Annotated in this window: 27 protein-coding genes and 2 tRNA genes; 20 read left to right on the plus strand and 9 right to left on the minus strand. The window is 65.2% G+C overall.

The window, feature by feature from the left end; genetic code table 11:
* Positions 1-108: 108 nt before the first annotated feature.
* Positions 109-663, plus strand: coding sequence for a helix-turn-helix domain-containing protein (locus tag AC5P7R_RS03030; protein ID WP_495213749.1), 555 nt, complete (start codon positions 109-111; stop codon positions 661-663).
* Positions 635-949 carry a hypothetical protein gene (locus AC5P7R_RS03035; RefSeq protein ID WP_239504091.1) on the plus strand — a complete coding sequence of 105 codons (315 nt, stop codon included), beginning with the start codon at positions 635-637 and terminating at the stop codon, positions 947-949. The genes AC5P7R_RS03030 and AC5P7R_RS03035 overlap by 29 nt, the downstream gene beginning before the upstream one ends.
* Positions 950-988: 39 nt before the next feature.
* Here the strand turns inward: AC5P7R_RS03035 and AC5P7R_RS03040 are convergent, their stop codons facing one another.
* The gene (locus AC5P7R_RS03040) at positions 989-1,540 is read right to left on the minus strand and encodes a DUF4124 domain-containing protein (protein WP_495213750.1); all 552 of its coding nucleotides are present in this window, start codon (positions 1,538-1,540) and stop codon (positions 989-991) included.
* Positions 1,541-1,773: 233 nt separating this feature from the next.
* Here AC5P7R_RS03040 and AC5P7R_RS03045 point away from each other — a divergent pair, with 233 nt between their 5' ends.
* The 16 genes from AC5P7R_RS03045 (at position 1,774) to AC5P7R_RS03120 (ending at position 10,596) form a co-directional block, all read left to right on the plus strand.
* Entirely contained in the window at positions 1,774-1,998 is a 225-nt protein-coding gene (locus tag AC5P7R_RS03045; protein ID WP_049420713.1) for a hypothetical protein, read from the plus strand.
* On the plus strand, positions 1,995-2,315 hold the full coding sequence (locus AC5P7R_RS03050) for a hypothetical protein (protein ID WP_308306405.1): 321 nt from the start codon (positions 1,995-1,997) through the stop codon (positions 2,313-2,315). Before AC5P7R_RS03045 ends, AC5P7R_RS03050 begins: the two co-directional genes overlap by 4 nt.
* Positions 2,312-2,461, plus strand: a complete 150-nt coding sequence (locus AC5P7R_RS03055; protein WP_495213751.1) for a hypothetical protein — start codon at positions 2,312-2,314, stop codon at positions 2,459-2,461. The genes AC5P7R_RS03050 and AC5P7R_RS03055 overlap by 4 nt, the downstream gene beginning before the upstream one ends.
* Positions 2,462-2,535: 74 nt before the next feature.
* Positions 2,536-2,784, plus strand: coding sequence for a hypothetical protein (locus tag AC5P7R_RS03060; protein ID WP_308306406.1), 249 nt, complete (start codon positions 2,536-2,538; stop codon positions 2,782-2,784).
* 15 nt (positions 2,785-2,799) lie between these two features.
* The gene (locus AC5P7R_RS03065) at positions 2,800-3,072 is read left to right on the plus strand and encodes a hypothetical protein (RefSeq protein WP_308306407.1); all 273 of its coding nucleotides are present in this window, start codon (positions 2,800-2,802) and stop codon (positions 3,070-3,072) included.
* Positions 3,069-3,395 (plus strand): hypothetical protein, encoded by a 327-nt coding sequence (locus tag AC5P7R_RS03070; RefSeq protein ID WP_111007518.1) that lies wholly within the window; start codon positions 3,069-3,071, stop codon positions 3,393-3,395. Before AC5P7R_RS03065 ends, AC5P7R_RS03070 begins: the two co-directional genes overlap by 4 nt.
* Complete coding sequence (locus tag AC5P7R_RS03075; RefSeq protein WP_111007519.1) at positions 3,392-3,631, plus strand: hypothetical protein; 240 nt, start codon at positions 3,392-3,394, stop codon at positions 3,629-3,631. Before AC5P7R_RS03070 ends, AC5P7R_RS03075 begins: the two co-directional genes overlap by 4 nt.
* Positions 3,628-4,116, plus strand: coding sequence for a hypothetical protein (locus AC5P7R_RS03080; RefSeq protein ID WP_495213752.1), 489 nt, complete (start codon positions 3,628-3,630; stop codon positions 4,114-4,116). Before AC5P7R_RS03075 ends, AC5P7R_RS03080 begins: the two co-directional genes overlap by 4 nt.
* Before the next feature lie 6 nt (positions 4,117-4,122).
* Positions 4,123-4,515, plus strand: a complete 393-nt coding sequence (locus tag AC5P7R_RS03085) for a hypothetical protein (protein ID WP_495213753.1) — start codon at positions 4,123-4,125, stop codon at positions 4,513-4,515.
* Positions 4,512-5,210, plus strand: a complete 699-nt coding sequence (locus tag AC5P7R_RS03090) for a hypothetical protein (RefSeq protein ID WP_495213754.1) — start codon at positions 4,512-4,514, stop codon at positions 5,208-5,210. The genes AC5P7R_RS03085 and AC5P7R_RS03090 overlap by 4 nt, the downstream gene beginning before the upstream one ends.
* A complete protein-coding gene (locus AC5P7R_RS03095; RefSeq protein WP_495213755.1) occupies positions 5,203-7,158 on the plus strand; it encodes a DNA cytosine methyltransferase in 1,956 nt (651 codons plus the stop codon). Before AC5P7R_RS03090 ends, AC5P7R_RS03095 begins: the two co-directional genes overlap by 8 nt.
* Positions 7,158-7,397 (plus strand): hypothetical protein, encoded by a 240-nt coding sequence (locus tag AC5P7R_RS03100; RefSeq protein WP_495213756.1) that lies wholly within the window; start codon positions 7,158-7,160, stop codon positions 7,395-7,397. Before AC5P7R_RS03095 ends, AC5P7R_RS03100 begins: the two co-directional genes overlap by 1 nt.
* On the plus strand, positions 7,394-8,281 hold the full coding sequence (locus AC5P7R_RS03105; RefSeq protein WP_495213757.1) for a hypothetical protein: 888 nt from the start codon (positions 7,394-7,396) through the stop codon (positions 8,279-8,281). The genes AC5P7R_RS03100 and AC5P7R_RS03105 overlap by 4 nt, the downstream gene beginning before the upstream one ends.
* Positions 8,274-8,786 carry a hypothetical protein gene (locus AC5P7R_RS03110; RefSeq protein ID WP_495213758.1) on the plus strand — a complete coding sequence of 171 codons (513 nt, stop codon included), beginning with the start codon at positions 8,274-8,276 and terminating at the stop codon, positions 8,784-8,786. Before AC5P7R_RS03105 ends, AC5P7R_RS03110 begins: the two co-directional genes overlap by 8 nt.
* A gap of 385 nt (positions 8,787-9,171) precedes the next feature.
* Positions 9,172-9,393 (plus strand): hypothetical protein, encoded by a 222-nt coding sequence (locus AC5P7R_RS03115; protein ID WP_495213759.1) that lies wholly within the window; start codon positions 9,172-9,174, stop codon positions 9,391-9,393.
* Positions 9,394-9,465: 72 nt separating this feature from the next.
* Entirely contained in the window at positions 9,466-10,596 is a 1,131-nt protein-coding gene (locus tag AC5P7R_RS03120) for a site-specific integrase (protein WP_495213760.1), read from the plus strand.
* Between the two features lie 29 nt (positions 10,597-10,625).
* Here the strand turns inward: AC5P7R_RS03120 and AC5P7R_RS03125 are convergent, their stop codons facing one another.
* The 3 genes from AC5P7R_RS03125 to AC5P7R_RS03135 form a co-directional block, all read right to left on the minus strand.
* Positions 10,626-11,750 carry a DUF4062 domain-containing protein gene (locus tag AC5P7R_RS03125; protein ID WP_495213761.1) on the minus strand — a complete coding sequence of 375 codons (1,125 nt, stop codon included), beginning with the start codon at positions 11,748-11,750 and terminating at the stop codon, positions 10,626-10,628.
* 128 nt (positions 11,751-11,878) lie between these two features.
* Positions 11,879-11,955, minus strand: a tRNA-Arg gene (locus AC5P7R_RS03130).
* 39 nt (positions 11,956-11,994) lie between these two features.
* Positions 11,995-12,071 (minus strand) — tRNA-Pro (locus AC5P7R_RS03135).
* 181 nt (positions 12,072-12,252) lie between these two features.
* Here AC5P7R_RS03135 and AC5P7R_RS03140 point away from each other — a divergent pair.
* Positions 12,253-13,011, plus strand: coding sequence for a Bax inhibitor-1/YccA family protein (locus AC5P7R_RS03140; RefSeq protein ID WP_021202979.1), 759 nt, complete (start codon positions 12,253-12,255; stop codon positions 13,009-13,011).
* 78 nt (positions 13,012-13,089) lie between these two features.
* Here the strand turns inward: AC5P7R_RS03140 and AC5P7R_RS03145 are convergent, their stop codons facing one another.
* The 5 genes from AC5P7R_RS03145 to grxC all read right to left on the minus strand — a co-directional run bounded on the left by AC5P7R_RS03145 (position 13,090) and on the right by grxC (position 16,997).
* Positions 13,090-13,998 carry a LysR substrate-binding domain-containing protein gene (locus AC5P7R_RS03145; protein WP_171952405.1) on the minus strand — a complete coding sequence of 303 codons (909 nt, stop codon included), beginning with the start codon at positions 13,996-13,998 and terminating at the stop codon, positions 13,090-13,092.
* A 53-nt stretch (positions 13,999-14,051) separates the two neighbouring features.
* Positions 14,052-14,795 carry a cysteine hydrolase family protein gene (locus tag AC5P7R_RS03150; protein ID WP_227854104.1) on the minus strand — a complete coding sequence of 248 codons (744 nt, stop codon included), beginning with the start codon at positions 14,793-14,795 and terminating at the stop codon, positions 14,052-14,054.
* 200 nt (positions 14,796-14,995) lie between these two features.
* Complete coding sequence (locus AC5P7R_RS03155; protein ID WP_012479261.1) at positions 14,996-16,000, minus strand: isocitrate dehydrogenase; 1,005 nt, start codon at positions 15,998-16,000, stop codon at positions 14,996-14,998.
* Between the two features lie 317 nt (positions 16,001-16,317).
* A complete protein-coding gene (locus AC5P7R_RS03160; RefSeq protein WP_005408260.1) occupies positions 16,318-16,710 on the minus strand; it encodes a carboxymuconolactone decarboxylase family protein in 393 nt (130 codons plus the stop codon).
* On the minus strand, positions 16,707-16,997 hold the full coding sequence (grxC, locus tag AC5P7R_RS03165; RefSeq protein ID WP_019659535.1) for a glutaredoxin 3: 291 nt from the start codon (positions 16,995-16,997) through the stop codon (positions 16,707-16,709). The genes AC5P7R_RS03160 and grxC overlap by 4 nt, the downstream gene beginning before the upstream one ends.
* Before the next feature lie 142 nt (positions 16,998-17,139).
* On the opposite strand from grxC, the gene AC5P7R_RS03170 reads away from it, so the two are divergent.
* The gene (locus AC5P7R_RS03170; protein ID WP_111104129.1) at positions 17,140-18,786 is read left to right on the plus strand and encodes a M48 family metalloprotease; all 1,647 of its coding nucleotides are present in this window, start codon (positions 17,140-17,142) and stop codon (positions 18,784-18,786) included.
* Positions 18,787-18,855: the final 69 nt, after the last annotated feature.

Below are 18,855 nucleotides of genomic sequence, written 5' to 3' on the forward strand. Positions count from 1 at the left end.
GAAATGAAGGTGAGTAGGTCCATAGGGGCAGTATTTAGCCCGGAGCTAAACCCCATTGTCAAGCTCTCAGCGCAACTTCCCTGTTTAGCTACTAGCTACGCTTGGCGTATGGATGCCATCACCGCCAGACACCTCAACCTCCAGGCCCTGGTCGCCACGCTAAAACCCCAGTTGGGGACGCAGAAAGCGATCGCCATCCACCTGGACATGGCGCCTTCCTATCTGAACCAGCTATTGAACGGCAAGAAGATGGGGGATGACGTTGCGCGCAAGATCGAACGCGCGGCCGGGCTATCCCATGGCTGGCTGGACCAGCCGAGGTCCGACGACGACGCTGGTGCTGGGGCCTCTGCTGGTTCTCAGGATCTGCGAATCGACCCTGAGATCATCGCCTCCGCGATTAGGCTTGTGAGGCTGACCTTCGCCAACCTCGGAATTGATGACTTCAGCAATGAAGAAGACGGTACACCACTGGCTTATGCCTACGAGTACCTCTATCAGCGAGGTGAGGCAACGGTAACGCCCGACAACCTGATCGACTTCAGCAAGGCGCTTGCGCAAAGGCTCAGGGAGAAGGATGGAGAAGCAGAAGAAGGAGCCCCCAGCCGCGGGGACACTCGAAGCATTGGCCCAGGTGATCGCTCAGCGCGTCGCAAGGCGTGATGGGCAAAGGCCCAAGCTGCGTCTGGTCGAGAACCCTAGGCCATCGACCATCGATGGCGTGACGCGAGACAGCATCCTCCGGCGTATCCGCTGGCTCCGCGATCACTACAACCTGGGTTGCTTGATCGATCAGGCAACGTTCAACACGCCAGGCATCGACTGCCTTGAAAACGACGCGCTGGTGCGTCTGCACCGAGAAATGGAAGCCGCGAGGGAATGCTGCATGGACGGAGTTCCGCTGGATGAGGCTGGCTTCATCCGGGACATTTCCATCCAGGACGCGTGACCCTGAACCAGAGCAAGTGGGCGCGCAAAGCGCCCACACTTACGGCGTGCTGGCACCCGAATATTTTTCCCGCGTTGCTCGCTCTCGCTCAGCCCGAGCGTCACCGCACCGCTTCCTTGCCTCGGCCATCTGGCTGTCCGCAGAAATCCTGTCAGCGGTCTGGGCCTGCTGCAAGCTAGCAATCTGAGACCGTATACCAGACGCATAAGTGGCGCCGGCAAGGTTGTTCCTTGCCGTAGCCAGTTCACGGTTCAGCGCGGCGATCTGACGCGACACATCCTGCCCCCGGGCGTTGACCGGGCCGTAGATCCTGCTCTGCTCCGAGGACACACAGTTGCGCTCGGCGATGCCTGCATCAGCAAGCTCTGTCGTTTGGTACACCGCCGCGCGATTTGCAGCCTCGCCCGAACTCTCCGTGGCAGCGCGGTTCGACCGCAGCTTCATTGGGGCCGCATCTGCGGAACATGGCGCCTGCGAGTAGACCGTCTCGCCACTCCTCCCTTTGCACTTGAACACCTCGGCCGAAGCCCATGGCGCGCACGCAAGCGCAACCCCTAGCACCATCAACCTGCTCCACATGTCAGCCTCCATGGCCCCTGTATGCCTAGGAATTATCAGGCGAGACCGGCTTATTTTCAGCCCCGCGCCATAATTTAGCTGTCAGCTATTGCAATCAGAATTTAGCTGTGGGATAAATTCTCCCGCCGGCCATCAGCCGGCGGGCGACCGGCGGGTCGCCACCCTGCCGGCCCCTCCCCTCGCCGGCAATAGCCGCCCCCTCGGCACCTGACCCGCCGGCGCCCTCCTTCGAACAGGAGCGCGCCATGTCCCATCGCTACGCCGATCCAAGCCCCTGCCTGCTGCCGCTGTTGGCCGTGAAGGCCCTGCGGGCCGTGGCAGCCCGCGATCACAGCACCGCCCGGACCCTTTGGGTTCGCAGCAAGGGCGAACACAACCGCAACCAGCTGCGCCGCTCCCGGCGCATGGGCGTCGCCAGCCTCCGCCTGGAGGCCTGCTCGCGCGACCTGTCGGCTGAGGTGCGGGCATGAGCGCCGCCGAAACCGCGCTGGCAACCCTGGAACGCATTGCAGGGACAAACGCCGAGTTCGGCGCCGTTGCAGCTGCCACGCCGGACTTCATGATTCGCGTTGGCGAATCCATGTTGAAGAAGCAATCCGCCGATCTGCGCAAGGCACATGCCCTGCTATCGGAATTGGTCGTGCAGGGCGACCGCCTGACCACTGCGTTCCGGGCACTGGGCGTCGACAACAGCCTGATCAATCGCTCGCGGCTCGCCCGAGCGTGCGAAGAGTCGTTGGTCGCCTTCGATGCCGCGCTCGCCCGTGCCAAAGGAGGCGCTGCATGACCCGCCGCCTCCGCCTTGCCTGGGCAGCCGTCGCGCTGGTGGCGGCAGTTGTCGTGCCACTGCGTATCGCCGAGATCCACCAGGCACACAGCGACCGTGATGCAGCCAAAGCACGCTGGCCGATCACCACCTCGGTGAGGGGCTGACCATGCGCCAGAACGCTCGCCCTCTCCCCGACTCAGTGCCTCTGTGCGGGCTAGGCCATCGACCGCAGATCGTCGTGACCGAAGGCGCCCCGACCGGCCACCGCCTGGGTGCTCCCTGCCCGCCGCTGCTGCACATCGAATGTCATAGGTGTGGCCTCGCCACCCGCCCGGTACCGATGGAAAAAGCCGCGCTGGCAGAGCTGCGCTGGACGGACCCAAGCCTCGCGCACCTTCGCATCCCGATCTCCCTGCTCGCCCGCCATCGCGGCGAGGTCCTGGCCGAGATCGCCGCCGACTCCCCTTCCACGCCCATCGCTGCCTGACCAGGAGAACAACCCATGTCCGCTCCACTCAAGCCGAAGGAAAAAGCCGCGTTGCTCGCAGCGCATGGCGCTTCCGACCTCAGCCTCCACCGCACCGCCAACGGATTCGCGCCCCGCAACCGCCCCGAGAAGCTTTTCACGCGCCGCGTCATGAACTGGCTGGATGAGCGCGTCCTGATCAGGTACGACGACCCGCAGCTGCCGCGTAAGGCGACCTTGACCGCCACCGGCATCGCCGCCGCCGAGGCAGAAATCGCCAAGGCCCGCGACCTGGCAATGACGGCATGAGCGTGCAACCCACTCTGCCAGTGGAGCAGCAATTCGCCACCGGCCATCAGGGCGAGTCACTCGTATTGATGGTCTGCCAGGGCTGGCTATGGGCCGGCCTCTACACCGCCGCGCCGCGCGAGTCGCTCCTGAAGGTCGCCGCCAGCGCCAGCCGGAGCGTGGGGGTATCGCACCACTCGCTCACCCTCGGCGGCGTCTCATTTTCCCTCAACCGACTTGCCGCCCAGGCCGCGCACCGCTGGCTCGACCGCCAAGGCGTGCGTGTTCGTTCGATCTCCCCCAACAACCGCGCTACGCGCCGCACGCGAGGAATCGCCGCATGAACCGCTCTGTTGTCATCTACGGGCCGCAACGCTGCGGCAAGACCTCCAACGCACAGGAACTGCGCACGCACTTTGGCCTGCGTGAGGTACTGGACGACTGGGACGGCCACACCGCGTATCCACTGGAGGACACGCTCGTCCTGACCAACAATCCGGATGCCGTTGCTCACCACTCATCGCGTGTCCTGCACCACGGCTGGGCAATGCGCGAAATGCTCGCGGAAGCCCGCGCATGAGCGCCCGCCCGCAACAGATCGGCCGGGCCGCCGAAGTGCGCAAGGTCCTGTCCATGTTCCCGCAAGGCGCTACGGTCGAACAGATCAAGACCGCTGGTCGCATCAACAGCACGCACCAGGCTATCGGCTACACGTTGAAGGGGTTGGCGCGCAGCGGCCAGGCCATCTGTCACCGCTCGGGCGTGCGCGGGATCTGGCGCCTCTCCAGCCACACGCAACATGCGATCGCCCCGCTGCGCGCGGCACCTGCCCGGGTGCAGCCGGCCTGCACGCCAGGTCCGCTTACAGGCGTCAGTGACGCGGCGACCACGATCCGACACCGGGAACTCGACCGGCAGCAGCTGGCCGACGACCTGGACGCTTTCCTCGCAGCGGGCGGGCACATCGAGGTGCTGGGGCACACCCCACTTCGCCCGCTGATGAGCCGGCACGCGGCCGCCCATGGCAGCTATGCCGAGCGCATGGTTGCCCACGACATCGACTGAGGCGCCATGAGCAGCGATTCGCACGCAGCGGCCACCACCGAGCCCGGTAGGCCCGGCAGCACCTACTCCGATGGCCCGGTGTGGCATGCCTTCGGTCTCAGCCGCGCCGCCTATTTGGTGGTGCCGCGCCGCACCCTGCAATCCATGCCCATCGACTGGCAGGCGCGCTTTGTCGCGCTAATCCAAGAGGCGCGCCAGGCATTGCCTGATGAGGCGTTCCCCCAGTACCAGGCGGTGCTGCTCCGCGACGGCAAGTACGCCGCTGATCCCAACTGCCGGTACCGCCGTATGCCGCCGTTTCCTAGACGCCCCTCCGCGAACGCACATGCCGTATGCGACGCGCCACTCGCTGGTGCCTTCGTGAACACCTTCACCCTCTTCGATCAGGCCCGCCAATGACTGCGAACCTCATGCTTCTTCCTACGACCTGTCCCGTTCTGCGCGACGCATTTGAGACGATCAGCGCGATCGCTGTCGAGGCTGTGTGGCTGCCCAACCAGGCGAAGGCCATCACCCTCGCGCAGGCCCAGACCGCGCTGCGGGATCTGCACCACCGGCTGCCGCGCCAGCAGGATCTGCGCGTGTTCGAAGCCGCCGTCACCGCCTATCGCGCAACCCTGCGCAGCAGCATGCAAGACGGGGACACGCCGCTCTGCGATACCACCCGCGCCCGGCTGGCGCAGGCGGATGAACTGCTGGAATTGGTCAGGAATCAGGCTCGCACTGTGGTCGACCCAGCGGACCCTTGGCGTGGCATGTACCACCCGAGTCGCCTCCCAGCGCGCAACGCCGACGGCGAGATTCTGTGCCACCCGGACGTGCCAATGTGGGCTGACGGTCGCGAAGTATCGCTGCGGCCGCTGTTCCTCGCACAGGGCTTCGACCTGGTCGTGGTCGAGGGTGAATTTTCCGAAGAGGGCATCGGATCGGGCGCTTACAACGCCGCACAGGAGCTGCACGATTGGAACCCGGAGGGACCTGGAGAGGACTGGCGTCTGGCGTGGCTAGGCGAGACGGAAGACGGCCTCGCTGCGTGGTTCGTGCGGCCTCTGGCGATCGCTGCAATGGCGGCGAAGGAGACTGCACATGGCTGACGGCTCCGGCGGCTTCCGCTTCCCCTTGCATGACCTGAAATCACGGCTGCGCGCTGACGAGATCACCGTTGACCTGTTCGCCGGTGGAGGCGGTGCCAGTCACGCGATGGAGACAGCACTGGCCCGAGCGGTAGACATTGCGATCAACCACAACGCCTGGGCTGTGGGACTGCACTCTGCCAATCACCCCTTCACCCGCCACCTGTGCCAAGACGTGTGGGAAGCCGACCCGCGTGTCGAGTGCGGCGGCCGCCCTGTTGGCGCGCTTCATGCCAGCCCGGACTGCACGCACTTCAGCCAAGCCAAGGGCGGTCAGCCGCGCAGCCGGGCGACCCGCTCGCTTTCGTGGGTGGTGTCACGCTGGGCCGGCAGTGTGCGTCCGCGCATTATCACGCTGGAGAACGTGAAGCAGATCCTGAAGTGGGGCCCGCTGATCGCCAAGCGCGACAAGGCCACCGGCCGCGTGGTCAAGCTGGACGGCACGGTCGCCGCTGTTGGCGAACGCGTTCCACTGGACCGGCAGTTCCTGATCCCAGACAAGAAGCGCCAGGGCAGCACCTGGCGTCACTTCGTTGCTGTGCTGCGGACGCTCGGGTACCAGGTGGAGTGGCGTGTGCTGCGGGCCTGCGACTACGGTGCCGGGACCACGCGGGAGCGGCTCTACATGATCGCCCGATGTGATGGTGAGGCTATCACCTGGCCCAAACCCACCCATGGACCAGACCGCGCACAGCCGCACGTGTCGGCGGCATCCAGCATCGACTGGTCCATTCCCTGCCCCAGCATTTTCGGACGCAAGAAGCCACTCGCAGAGGCGACGCAGGCACGCATTGTCCGAGGCATCAAGCGCTTTGTGCTGGACGCCGCCGAGCCGTTCATCGTCCACGCAACCCACGGTGGGGAACGGAGGCCGCACGGGATCGGCGAGCCGATGCCAACGATCACCGCTGCCAACCGTGGAGAGATGATGATCGTGTCGCCCACCATCGTGCAGTGCGCGAATGCGTCTGCCAACGGTGTCGCATCCGGCGGCGATCCGCTGGGCACTATCACGGCTTGGCCGCGCGGCGGCTCACACGCGGTCGTCGCTCCCATGCTGGTGCAGGCCGCACATGGCGAAGGCAAACCCGGAGGCGCAAAGCGCTGGGGCGCCGGGGTTCGGCCTGCCGACGAGCCTGCGGGCACCATCACCGCCAGCGGCAGCGGCGGCTATGCCCTCGCTGCAGCGTCCCTCGTCAAGTTCCGAGGTACCAGCGATGGTGCGGACGCCGGCCACCCGATGCCGACCATCACCAGCGGTGCTGGCGCGGCGCGTCCAGCTGGTGCCGCCCATGCCATGGGGGTCATGGCGGCGTTTCTGGAGCAGGCCAACGGCGGGTTCTACCAGGGCGCCGGCAGTGCCGCCGATGAGCCCATGCCGACCATCTGTGCCAATGGAAGCCACCAACGCCTCACCACCGCGCACCTGGTGACGCTGCGCCGGAACCTGGACGGTCAGACTTCGACTGAACCGCTCAGCACCATCTGCGCTGGCGCTACTCATCATGGGGTCATCGAGTGCGTCCTGAGCCCAGAGCAGGAAGCCGGCGCGCTGCGCGTCGCTGCATTCCTGATGCGCTACTACGGCACGGGCGGGCAGCATGGCGAACTGGACGAGCCGCTGGCGACCATCACCACGAAAGACCGGCTGGCGCTGGTCACGGTACATCTGAGCGGCGTTCCGTATGTGATCGTGGATATCGGGCTGCGCATGCTCAAGCCGCATGAGCTGTTCCGCGCCCAGGGCTTCCCGGCCAGTTACATCATCGATCGCACGCAGGACGGTCGACAGGTCAGCAACAGCCGCGCCGTTGCAATGGTTGGCAACAGCGTGAGCCCTCCACCGTTGATCGCGATCCTGGAAGCGAACGTTGGCGCGGCGGTGCAGCCGCAATTGGAGGCTGCCTGATGGACCCCACGCTGAGCGAGCGGCACCACCGATACCGCGTTAGGGCTGGCAGAGCAAAGGCGGCGCTTTACGCGCGCGTGGTCGAGAACAAGCGCTACACGATGCGCCAGATCGCTGACGAACTGGGCGTGTCGATGACCACTGCAGACACGCGGGTGAAGCGTGGTCCCTATCCCCTCACCTGGGAATCGCTGCGTCTCGCGCGCCTTCCCAGCAACAACAAGGACATCCAGGCATGAGCAACGACAAGAAGACCCTGGCGGACGTGCAGCCCGGTGGGAGGGTGAGGCTGGGGGATTCCCTGCCGCCTCTGCCTGAGCCGAGCGTGACGGGATACGGATTCGATTCGATCCTGCGCAGAATTCCTATGCCCGGCTTCACTGCAGAGCAGATGCGGGACTACGCACGCGCCGCCCTCTCAGCCCAGCCCTCCCCGGGTGGTCAGGTCGATTCCGACACGCTGTGGTGGTTGCAGGATGCGATCAACACGATGGCGGAGGGCGGCAATGAGAGTCACGTGTCAAGGCTGCAGGCGCTGCACAACTCCCTCGCCGCCCGCCAGCCGGTGGGGGCTGTGCCCCAAGGCTGCGATGCATGCGATCGAACTGGCATCCGCCAGAACGATGAGGGCCGCAACATCTGCTGCCCGGACTGTGACTTGGGTAGAGCATGCGCAGGCCACGCCGCCCCGACCGCGCAGGCCGTGGACCTGGGGCAGACCTTCCAAGCTGGCGTGGCCGAGTGGATGGGCCAGTGCTTCCTACCTTCGCTCTACAGCAACATGACCGAGCGCGGCGACCGCCTGCTGGAAGAGGTGCTGGAGCTGCTGCAGGCCCACGGCTACGACAGCGCGCGTGTGCCCACTCTGGTCGACTACGTGTTCGGCCGCCCAGTCGGCGAGCCTGCGCAGGAAGTCGGTGGCGTCATGGTGACCCTTGCTGGCTACTGCTGGGTGGCGGGCCTCGACATGCACGCTGCTGGCGACGCCGAGCTGGCCCGTATCAGCCAGCCCGAGGTAATGGCGAAGATCCGGGCCAAGCAGGAGGCGAAGAACGCCCTGCACTTCGACACACCGCTGCCGGGCGCTCCCCTGATCGACAGCCAGGCGGTGGGCAATGGCTGATCACATCACCGAGACGCCGGACGGCTTGCGCTTCGTAAAGGCGAAGGGTGGCACGAAGATCCACTTGCTTCCGAAAGGCCAGAACGCTGCGCTCTGCGGGCACAACCCTACCCTGAGCAGGGTGAGGCTACTCGGCCACATGCTGCCTCGGGGCGGGTGGTGGCTGGCCCGAATCAACATGGTGCAGGCTCCGGCCTGGTGCGAGAAGTGCCAGCAGGCGCGCCCTCTGGTCCGCTGCCCGTCAGCGACGTCGCGGGATGCCGTCAGCGTTACTGGGGAGGGGCTTCGTCTCGCACTGCTCGATCAGGGGTGCACATCGGTCATAGCCGACCACTCGCAGTTCGTTGCGCCTGCCGCAGCTGGGACACGTGAAGTGCAGCCCGAAGCTGTCGATGGCGGCCTCGACCTGGGCGAACCCGGCGAACGTCTCGCGGCAGCGGATGCACTGGAGCATGAAACCGGTATAGGCCCCGAGCATGACGGCGAGGTGACTGCCCATGGCTGACCAGCTGCTCAACGTGCATCCAGTGCGCGTAGTGGTGAACGCGAAGTTCGTTGCGAGTCCCGGTGTGTCCGTGCTTGAGGGTCGCTTCCAGTGCGAACTAGATTGCGGCCACATCGTCATGCGGCCGGGGGAGCACGTGCGCGGCACCAGGTTCTCTATTCGGGCGCCCCACAGTGCCCAGTGCAACCAATGCAAGAAGGAGCCCACCCATGGCTGAGCGAAAGCCGTATGGCCGCACTGGCGACGATATGGATCTGCCCGAGGGCAAGACATGCGGCGACTGCGTGCACTGCCGGCGCTGCACCGCCATGTTCGGCCACATCCCTGCAGACGAAAGCTGTGACTGGTCGCCGTCTCGATTCCGGGCTGCCGAAGGAGCAACGCCTTGATCGGCGAGATTCTCCAATTCCGTGACCTGCAGGAACTCTGCCAGCCCGGGAAGCGCCCACGACTGGCAACGGTCGAGCGCTGGGCGCGCGATCGCCACATCCGATTTCAGTACGACGCGTCCGGCGGAATCTGGACCACGACAACGGCGTTAAATGAGGCCCTCGGGATAAAGGGCCCCGCAAGCAACTCCGACACCTACTCGCTCGATCTGCTCTAACGGAAAAGCCCGCATAACATGGCACGACCTCGCAAGGTTCCCTCGAATCTACCCTCCCACATTGACTACACCATGGTGCCGAAGGGCATTTATTGGGATCGTACCGGCCATGGCCGTTGGTTTGCGTTTGACCCCCACCCGGATGGTCACGGCGCAAAACGCCGCACCGTCGCAGGCCCGGGCGCGCGGCTCTCTGACCTGCACGCGATCGCAGAGGCTCGTAGCGGTGAGGCGCAGCGAGGCACCATCGCCTATGTGATAGACCTCCATGCGAAAAGCTTGGCATTCGAGCAGTTGGGTGCAAGCACACAGCAGCACTATCGGGACTATGCAAAAGCCATCAAGGTGCACCCTTTAAAGAACGGAACGATGCTCGGTGACGCAGTGGTGGACCGCCTCTCACCTGGCTTCATTCGGAAGCTGATCGACTTGATTGCCCAAGGACGTCCTGGGACAAAGCCAGGCGAAGCCGGAACGCCAGGGTATCCAACGAAAGCGAACCACTGGTTGAGCTACCTGCGTCGTGTGTTTGGTTGGGCCCGCGAACATGATCACGTGGCAACTAACCCGGCCGCAGGCATCAAGAAGGTGAAGGAACGGCGCGATCATCGCATGCCCGAAGCAGAGACCTTCCAGAGGGTGCAGGACTACGCTCGACAATGCAGCACCCGTGGCGCCCGGGAGAAAGGCTCGCTTCCTGCCTACCTCTGGGCTGCGATGGAGCTGGCCTATCGCGCACGCCTGCGCGGCATCGAGGTGCGCACCCTATCCGATCACCACATTGAAGGGGAGGTGTTGAAGACCAACCGTCGCAAAGGCAGCCGTGACAACCTGGTGCGGAAAGGTGAACAAACTGAGGCGGCGATCAAAGTGCTACAGCAGCGCAGAACAGAAATATGGGCGAAACGGGGTATCTCACCGTTGAGTGCGCCGCTTGATCCAAAGCGCCGGCCCCTCATCGTAAGCGAGGACGGCGAGATGCTGACCGCGCATGGCTGGCACACCGCCTGGGGAAGACTGATGCGTAATGCCGTCAGGGACGGCGTTATCACTGAACAAGAACGCTTCGCGCTGCATGGACTAAAGCATCGCGGGGTTACCGATACCAGGAGAAACAAGAAGGAAGCAAGTGGGCACGTGACAGATTCAATGCTAAATGTCTATGACCACTCGCTTCCGACGGTCGATGAATCCGGGAAGTGAGTGCATGCCTGCTACACCAGGGCAAACTCTCAGTCGCCCTTCGCGGGCTTCGGCGCAGAGGCACGACGCGCTGCGGCCTTTCGAGGCTTCGCTGCGTTAGCAGAGCTCGTCTCAGCAGGAGGTGGGGCGGCAGCACTAGATCCTGGCTCCGCCCCTGCCGGAATCATATCGGTCGATGACGAAGAATCTCTTGCCAGTACCTTCTGATAGCGACTGCTTACGAAAGCCAGAAATTTCTGTCCAAACGGAGTCAGTTCGTAGCCACGAACAGTGCCTTGCAGCTTCACGTTCTTTAGAATGCCGTAGACAGCGAGCACGTTGGCAACGTTCCAGTAAAGGAATATGTCTCGGTCGCTGCTGCCCACACGATTTGAGAGTCCGCCAACCAAACGACTGCTATTGGCCGCAAGGAAGGTCAACTGGGTTGTCTCCCAAGGTTTGGTGGTGCCTGCCGGTAGAACATTGATAGGAACTGTCAAAGGGGTGCTCTCGAGAGCTTTCATTACCTCTTCGATCTTCTCCTGGTCAGGATCACGGGTTCGCTCTACCTTCTCTCGTGCAACCGCCAACTGCGCACGCAGGTTCTCGACCTCCTTCTGCAAACGCTCGTTCTGCTCCCGGAACGGCGCCGAGTCGATGACCTGATCTCCACGAATCCAGCCAACCATGTCCCTTTTCTTTTGCAGCACGGGCAAGGTTTCAAAAACGGCCAGCTTGATGTCTTTCTCATCCTCAAAGAACGAAGACACGTTAGAGAGGACTTTCTGCTCAAAGGCTTTCAGAAGTGCCTTATTGTCTGTCTCAGCAACTGCCAAGCCGTGAGCCTTAACCCGAGCGTCTAGCACGTGGGGCCTCATCACAACCGCAAATAGCGGCTTGTTCTGGCTAACTGCGTAGTCGAACTCCAGTTCGGTGTAGCTGAGGCCCGAGGTGGGCTCAATGGAACCGTAACGCCCGCCCAGGATCAGCATGTACACGTCGGATTCATCGATCCACTGCCGAATGATTTCCATCTGGCCCTGATCGCCAGCGGTGAACAGCTCCATACCGGCGGGGATGTGCCCGGCCTTCAGGATGGCCCCCACAGCGGCTTGGCGCTCTGCGATGAGGTCTGTATACGTGCTCGAGACGAATACCTGCAGCCGACGGTCCATGGGCGATGCACTCCGTGTGAAGACGGAATCATGCCATAGCACTGCCGTTTTCGGCGCCGCAATTACGGAGACAATTACGGACGCCGCGCGCCGCTGCGACCGAACAAAGCCTAAGTTATTGATTTAAATGGCGCGCCCGACAGGAATCGAACCTGTAACCGCCGGCTTAGAAGGCCGGTGCTCTATCCAGTTGAGCTACGGGCGCCCGAACCGGAACGGTGTCCAATCCGACGTGAAGTGGGATTGGTCGGGGTAGAGGGATTCGAACCCCCGACATCCTGCTCCCAAAGCAGGCGCGCTACCAGACTGCGCTATACCCCGGTCTTGCAATCCCCTCGGGCCAGGCCCGGGGAGTCGTTCATTGTGGCCAAGCACATCGTGAGCTGTCAACGCAGGCGAGACCAGCCATGAAACCGCCACGGCGCCATGCGTGGTCATCGGCTATGCTCGCAGACATCGGCCGGACGGCCGTCCCGACCTTTCATTCGCACGGAGAACACGCATGCGCAGCGGCAATCCGGCTCTTTCCGAGTCGACCTTCCTCGACCTCGCCAGCGGCTCGGTGGTGACCAGCCCCGACCAGGCAATGACCCTCAACGGCACCGTCAACAAGACCGGCTTCCTGTTGCTGTTGACCGTGCTGACGGCCGCTTTCGCCTGGAACCAGACCATCGATGACTACGGCCAGGTCATGGCCGGAGCCAAGCTGTATGCCATGGGCGGCGCCATCGGCGGCCTCGTGCTGGCGCTGATCACCGTCTTCAAGAAGGAATGGTCGCCGGTCACCGCGCCGATGTACGCGCTGGTGGAAGGCCTGTTCCTCGGCGCCATCTCGGCCGTGTTCAACGCCAAGTTCCCCGGCATCGTGTTCCAGGCCGTGCTGCTGACCTTCGGCACCCTGTTCGCGCTGCTGTTCGCGTACCGCAGCGGCCTGATCAAGGCCACCGAGAACTTCAAGCTGGGCGTGATCGCGGCCACTGGCGGCATCGCCCTGCTCTACCTGGCCTCGTTCGTGCTGGGCTTCTTCAACATCAACGTGCCGGTGATCCATGACTCCGGCTGGCTGGGCATCGCCTTCAGCCTGTTCGTGGTGGTCGTGGCCGCGCTGAATCTGGTGCTGGACTTCGACTTCATCGAGACCGGTGTCGCCCAGCGCGCGCCGAAGTACATGGAGTGGTATGGCGCATTCGGCCTGATGGTGACCCTGGTCTGGCTATATGTGGAGTTCCTGCGCCTGCTGTCGAAGATCCAGCAGCGCTGAACCGGATAGAGCCATAAACGACAAAGGGCGCCTTCTGGGCGCCCTTTTCTCTTTGTTACGCATCGCTGCATTTCCCGGCTAGCCAGTCGCGCCCACCTGTGCAGCGTAGTGCGCCGCAAGGTGCTCGACCAGCGCGCGCACTTTCGGCGCCAGCGCCCGCGCATGCGGATACAGCGCGAAGTAGCGCCGCTGCCCGGCGTGCCAGGCGGGCAGCACACGGATCAAACGACCGGCGCGCAGGTCTTCCTGCACGGTCAGTGCGGTGAACAGGCTGATGCCCATGCCCGCCAGCGCGGCGGCATACAGCGCCGGCGTTGCATCCACCCGCAGGCGTTGCCCGGCCTCGATGCTCGCGCTGGCGCCGCGCGGCCCCTGCAGCTGCCAGGGCGACGTCGCCGCTGCAGGACTGAACCCCAGCAGCGCGTGCTGCGCAAGGTCCGACGGCTGACGCGGCAGGCCATGACGCGCCAGGTAGGCCGGTGCGGCGACCAGGATGCGCGGGCAGCTGGCCAGCTCGCGCGCGACCAGCTGGCTGTCCGGTAGCGAGGCTGCAATACGCAGCGCCAGGTCAAAGCCACCACCGACGACATCGACGAGCTGATCATCGGCCGACAGATCCAGCGCGACCTGCGGGTAGCGCTGCAGGAAGGACGGCAACCAATGCGGCAGCTCCTGGCTGGCCACCACCTGCGGCACGCTGATCCGCACCCTGCCACGGGGTTGCGCCTGCCCGGCGCGGGCACGATCGTCCGCCTCCTGCAGGCGGTCCAGCAGCGTTGCCGCCTCGCGATAGTAGTCGCGCCCGGCCTCGGTCAATGACAGCCGGCGGCTGTTGCGATCGAGCAAGCGAACCTGCAGATGTTCTTCCAGCTGGCGCAACTGCCGTGACATCGCCGAGTGGGTGGTTCCCAGGCGTTCAGCGGCCGCGGTGAAACTGCCCGCGTCAACGATGGCGCGCAGCGCACGCAGGGCGGCGAAGTGATCCATCGGCTAATGGCTCCACGTTGCGGTGCCCACGGCATGCGGGCCCCGCCAGCTTATCAAGCGCCGTCGCCAGCCTTGCGCACCGGCAACGCCAGGATCGCGTCGGTACTCATGACATCCCCGAACGCGTCTTCGATCTGCGCCAGCGAGGCGTCATGCAGCGCGCGATGGCCGATGCGCTGGCCACCGGCCAGGTCCAGGTCGCGGCTGGCGCTGGCGTCGGACGAGACGATCACCCGGTAGCCACGTGGTGCGGCCGCTGCGTCGCGCGCAGCACCGGCGACGCAGGCATGGGTCTGCAGGCCGGTGACGATAAGGGTGTCGATACCGGCATGCTTCAGCACCGTGTCGAGCACCGCGGCCGAGCTGCCAGCGAACACGCTGACGTTGTCCTTCTGCACCACGGTCTCGCCCTTGCGCGGCTGCAGGTCGCGATGGAAGTCGGCATTGACGCTGCCCAGCGCGAACAGCGGTGCGCCGGCCGGCAACACATGCTGCACGTGGATCACGCGGATGCCGTGGGCATCGGCGAACGCGACCACCCGCTTGGCCTGGCGCAGTGCGGCCACGCCATCGGGAATGACCATGCGGCCACCGGCGAAGCCCGGCGCGGCGCTGGCGTCGAAGTACTCGTTCTGGAAGTCGATCACCAACACCGCAGTCTTCGCCGCATCCAGCGAGGCCGCGACCGGCGCGCCCGCCATATGGCGGATGGTGGGATGGGCCGGTTCGACGGCAGCGACCGGGGCGGTGGCGGCCATGCCGATCAGGCTGGCCAGGCCGAAGGCGGTGAGGTTCATGGGAGGGTTCCTGTGCGGTGGGTGTGGGGCACAGGATGCGGAGCGATTGGCGCACGAACCAGCCGTGCGGGGGCACATGACCTGTGCGAAAACCGCACAACCGATCATTCCGTCATCCACGCATGGCGTGGATCTACCGGAAAACGCAACGGGGCGCCCGAAGGCGCCCCGCTGGGATCCAACCGAGGCCGACCGGTCGCTTACAGGCGGCTGGCGATGGCCTTGGCGAAGCTCATGGTGGTGCCGGTGCCGCCCAGGTCGCCGGTCAGCGAATCCTTGGCTTCCATGGTCGCCACGATGGCCTTGCGCAGGCGTTCGGCGTTTTCCGGCTGGCCAATGTGGTCCAGCATCTGCGCGGCTGCCAGCAGCAGCGCGCACGGATTGGCCTTGCCCTGGCCGGCGATGTCCGGCGCGGTGCCGTGCACGGCTTCGAAGATCGCCGCGTCCTTGCCGATGTTGGCACCCGGGGCCAGGCCCAGGCCGCCGACCAGGCCGGCGCACAGGTCGGAGATGATGTCGCCGAACAGGTTGGTGGTGACGATCACGTCGAACTGTTCCGGACGCATCACCAGCTGCATGCAGCAGTTGTCGACGATCATTTCCTGGAATTCGATGTCCGGGTACTGCGCGGCCACTTCACGGGCGACGTTCAGGAACAGGCCCGAGGTCGACTTGATGATGTTGGCCTTGTGCACGGCGGTGACCTTCTTGCGGCCGGTGCTCTTGGCAAGCTCGAAGGCGTAGCGCACGATGCGCTCGGAGCCCTTGCGGGTGATTCGGGTGCCGGAGAACGCGGTCTCGCCGTCGGCAGACACTTCCTGGCCTTCGGCCAGGTAGGCACCTTCGGTGTTCTCACGAACGGTGATCAGGTCGACGTTGTCGAAACGCGACTTGGTGTTCGGGAAGGTGTGGGCCGGACGCACGTTGGCGTACAGATCGAAATGGCGGCGCAGGCTGACGTTGATCGAGGTGAAGCCACCACCGACCGGGGTGGTCAGCGGGCTCTTCAGCGCGACCTTGTTGCGCGCGATCGATTCCAGGGTCACCGCCGGCATCAGGTCGCCGTGCTTTTCCAGGGCCACCAGGCCGGCGTCAGCGTCTTCGTACTCCAGGCCAGTCTTGAGCTGGTCGAGCACGAACAGGGTGGCGTCCATGATTTCCGGGCCAATGCCGTCGCCGCGGATGACCGTAATTTTCTGCGTCATTGATCGATGTTCCGAACAGGGGGAAAAACGCCGTCCGGACGTGCCCGGAAACGCCGGCGCAAAGGAAGTTTCACCGGCAATTATGCCTTACCCGGCTCGGAGACCCCAAATAGGCAATTAGTCCGAGCCGGGTAAGGCAGAATTGCCCGCGCATTTCTCCTCTACCCCCGCCTGTCGGCGCGCCCCTTCAACAAGAAGGGGCTCCTGGGCGGTTGGATCGCGGGAAATGCCCCGGCGCGCGGCCGTGATCCGGTAGCGCCGGGCCATGCCCGGCGGCTTTTCGTTCAGGTCTCCGCCGGGCATGGCCCGGCGCTACCTCAGTGCTCGTGCGCGGCTGGCGCGGCGGCGCCGCCTTCGAGCTGGTCGAGGAAGTCGACCGCGCGGCGCAGGTGCGGGATCACGATGGAACCGCCGACCACCAGGCCGACCGAGAAGGTCTCGAAGAACTCTTCGCGGGTCACCCCGGCGTCCTTGCACTGGGCCACGTGGTAGCTGATGCAGTCGTCGCAGCGCAGCACCATCGAAGCCACCAGGCCCAGCAGTTCCTTGGTCTTCACGTCCAGCGCGCCGGCCTGATAGGTCTGCGTGTCCAGCGCGAAGAAGCGCCGCACCACCTGGTTCGGTTCGCCCAGGATGCGTTCGTTCATGCGCTTGCGGAAGTCGGTGAACTCGGCGATGCGGTCCTTGCTGCCGTCGTCGGCCGCGCTCATGCCTGACCCTGCCCGGCCAGCAGCGGCTCGAGCTTGCCTTCACGGTGCAGGGCCATCATGTCGTCGTAGCCGCCGACATGGACGTCGCCGACGAAGATCTGCGGCACGCTGGTACGGCGGGTCTTGGCCACCATCTTCTCCCGCTCGGCCGGGTCCAGGTCGATGCGGACCTCGGTCCACTGCTGGCCCTTGCTCTTCAGGAAGTTCTTGGCGGCCACGCAGTACGGGCAGACGGCGGTGGAATAGATGGTGATGGCGGGGGCACCGCCGGCGGTCTGGGCTGTCACGGGAAACTCCACGATGTATCGACGGTCTACATATGGTACCGGTGCGCTGGAATTTCCACGCCACGGCCGCAACACTGTGGATTAACGAATGGTTGCCCCCTGCCCTGCCACGCTTGGCGCGCCCCGCCCGAGGACCCCCTGCTTGCGAGCCCTGCTGCTGACTACCGCCGTCACCCTGGCCCTGGCCGTGCCGCTGGCCCAGGCCCAGGAGAAGCTGCCCGACATCGGCTCCTCGGCCGGTGAGCTGCTGACCCCGGCCCGCCAGGCCGAGTACGGCGCGATGATGCTGCGCGAGCTGCGCAACTATGGCTACCTGCTGGACGACCCGCTGGTGAACGACTGGCTGCAGACCATGGGTACCCGGCTCGGCTCCAACAGTGACCAGCCACGGCAGCCCTATACCTTCTTCGTGATGAAGGACCGGCAGATCAACGCCTTCGCCACCCTCGGCGGCTACATCGGGGTCAATGCCGGCCTGGTGCTGACCGCCGAGCGCGAGGACGAGGTGGCCGCGGTGCTGTCCCACGAAATCGCCCACGTTACCCAGCAGCACGTGCTGCGCGGGGTAGAGCGCGCCCAGCGCGACCAGATCCCGATCCTGCTGGGCATGCTGGCGGCGGTGGTGGCCGCGCAGGCCAGCAACAGCACGTCCTCCGGCAACGCGACCATGGCCGCGATCAGTTCCGGCATGGGCCTGATGCAGCAGCGGCAGATCAACTACACCCGTTCCAACGAGTCCGAGGCCGACCGCCTCGGCATCCGCACGCTGTCGCGCAGCGGCTACGACGTGGATGCCATGGCCGGCTTCTTCGAACGGATGGCATCGGCGATGCGCGGCAACGAAGGCGGCTACAGCGTGCCCGAGTTCCTGCGCACCCACCCGGTCAACATCACCCGCATCAGCGAGGCCAAGGCCCGCGCCGAGCAGATGAAGAAGGACACGGTGCTGCTGACCACCACCACCCCCAGCGGCGAGCGCAGGGAGCGCGTGGACCCGGCCGACCCCAGCCTGGCCGAGCCCCTGCTGCGCGGAAACAACCCGCTGCTGCCCAGCAACGTGCTGCGCATCCCGATGGGCCAGCTCAGCCGCGGCGCCAGTGGCGACTTCGACTGGGCGCGCGAGCGCCTGCGCGTGCTCAGCGCGGACTCCGCGCCCGAGCTGGAACGCGAGTATGCCGACCTGGCCAAGCGCCAGGAGGACGGCCTCAACGATGCCCAGCGCTATGGCCAGGCGCTGGCTGTGATGCGCGGCGGTCGCGCCGGCGCCACCCAGGCCCGGCAGACCCTGGCCGGCCTGCTGCAGGCCCGGCCGGACAACCTGTGGCTGGCGCTGGCGCTGGGCGAAGCGGAGTCACGGGCCGGCCAGGCCGCCCAGGCCAACAGCCGCTTCGAGCAGTTGCTGCGCCAGCACCCCAACAGCCGCCCGGTGGCACTGACCTATGCCGAGATCCTGAACGAACAGGGTACCCGCGAGGCCGGCCAGCGCGCGCAGGCCATGCTGCGGCCCCTGCTGTCGCAAAGCGGTAACGATCCGGTCTTCCAGCAGCGATATGCCCGCGCCAGCGAGCTGGCCGGCGACAGCGTGCGTGCCAGCGAGGCCTATGCCGAGGCGGCCTTCCTCAGCGGACGGCCGGAGCAGGCGCTGCTGCAGTTGCAGGCGCTCAAGCGCAACCCGGCACTGGATTACATCGGCCGTGCGCGGGTTGACGCGCGCATCGAATCGATCACCCCGACCGTGCTGGAGCTGCGCCGCCAGGGTGTGCAGGATCCGGACCTGGACCGGCGCTGAGCGCTGCATGACCGGCCGATGGCAGTCCCAGCCGGTTCCAGGCCGGGTAGTCACAAACATGTCATCAAA

The organism is Stenotrophomonas sp. YJH_SMC_27 (assembly GCF_059369815.1).

Coding starts and splice junctions, on each gene's coding strand:
- AC5P7R_RS03030 (WP_495213749.1), top strand. CDS start 109: ATGGATGCCATCACCGCCAGACACCTCAACCTCCAGGCCCTGGTCGCC.
- AC5P7R_RS03090 (WP_495213754.1), top strand. CDS start 4,512: ATGACTGCGAACCTCATGCTTCTTCCTACGACCTGTCCCGTTCTGCGC.
- AC5P7R_RS03150 (WP_227854104.1), bottom strand. CDS start 14,795: ATGAACCTCACCGCCTTCGGCCTGGCCAGCCTGATCGGCATGGCCGCC.
- AC5P7R_RS03160 (WP_005408260.1), bottom strand. CDS start 16,710: ATGAGCGCGGCCGACGACGGCAGCAAGGACCGCATCGCCGAGTTCACC.
- AC5P7R_RS03055 (WP_495213751.1), top strand. CDS start 2,312: ATGACCCGCCGCCTCCGCCTTGCCTGGGCAGCCGTCGCGCTGGTGGCG.
- AC5P7R_RS03155 (WP_012479261.1), bottom strand. CDS start 16,000: ATGACGCAGAAAATTACGGTCATCCGCGGCGACGGCATTGGCCCGGAA.
- AC5P7R_RS03140 (WP_021202979.1), top strand. CDS start 12,253: ATGCGCAGCGGCAATCCGGCTCTTTCCGAGTCGACCTTCCTCGACCTC.
- AC5P7R_RS03045 (WP_049420713.1), top strand. CDS start 1,774: ATGTCCCATCGCTACGCCGATCCAAGCCCCTGCCTGCTGCCGCTGTTG.
- AC5P7R_RS03125 (WP_495213761.1), bottom strand. CDS start 11,750: ATGGACCGTCGGCTGCAGGTATTCGTCTCGAGCACGTATACAGACCTC.
- AC5P7R_RS03145 (WP_171952405.1), bottom strand. CDS start 13,998: ATGGATCACTTCGCCGCCCTGCGTGCGCTGCGCGCCATCGTTGACGCG.
- AC5P7R_RS03085 (WP_495213753.1), top strand. CDS start 4,123: ATGAGCAGCGATTCGCACGCAGCGGCCACCACCGAGCCCGGTAGGCCC.
- AC5P7R_RS03080 (WP_495213752.1), top strand. CDS start 3,628: ATGAGCGCCCGCCCGCAACAGATCGGCCGGGCCGCCGAAGTGCGCAAG.
- AC5P7R_RS03120 (WP_495213760.1), top strand. CDS start 9,466: ATGGTGCCGAAGGGCATTTATTGGGATCGTACCGGCCATGGCCGTTGG.
- AC5P7R_RS03050 (WP_308306405.1), top strand. CDS start 1,995: ATGAGCGCCGCCGAAACCGCGCTGGCAACCCTGGAACGCATTGCAGGG.
- AC5P7R_RS03110 (WP_495213758.1), top strand. CDS start 8,274: ATGGCTGATCACATCACCGAGACGCCGGACGGCTTGCGCTTCGTAAAG.
- AC5P7R_RS03070 (WP_111007518.1), top strand. CDS start 3,069: ATGAGCGTGCAACCCACTCTGCCAGTGGAGCAGCAATTCGCCACCGGC.
- AC5P7R_RS03095 (WP_495213755.1), top strand. CDS start 5,203: ATGGCTGACGGCTCCGGCGGCTTCCGCTTCCCCTTGCATGACCTGAAA.
- AC5P7R_RS03065 (WP_308306407.1), top strand. CDS start 2,800: ATGTCCGCTCCACTCAAGCCGAAGGAAAAAGCCGCGTTGCTCGCAGCG.
- AC5P7R_RS03075 (WP_111007519.1), top strand. CDS start 3,392: ATGAACCGCTCTGTTGTCATCTACGGGCCGCAACGCTGCGGCAAGACC.
- AC5P7R_RS03105 (WP_495213757.1), top strand. CDS start 7,394: ATGAGCAACGACAAGAAGACCCTGGCGGACGTGCAGCCCGGTGGGAGG.
- AC5P7R_RS03040 (WP_495213750.1), bottom strand. CDS start 1,540: ATGGAGGCTGACATGTGGAGCAGGTTGATGGTGCTAGGGGTTGCGCTT.
- AC5P7R_RS03100 (WP_495213756.1), top strand. CDS start 7,158: ATGGACCCCACGCTGAGCGAGCGGCACCACCGATACCGCGTTAGGGCT.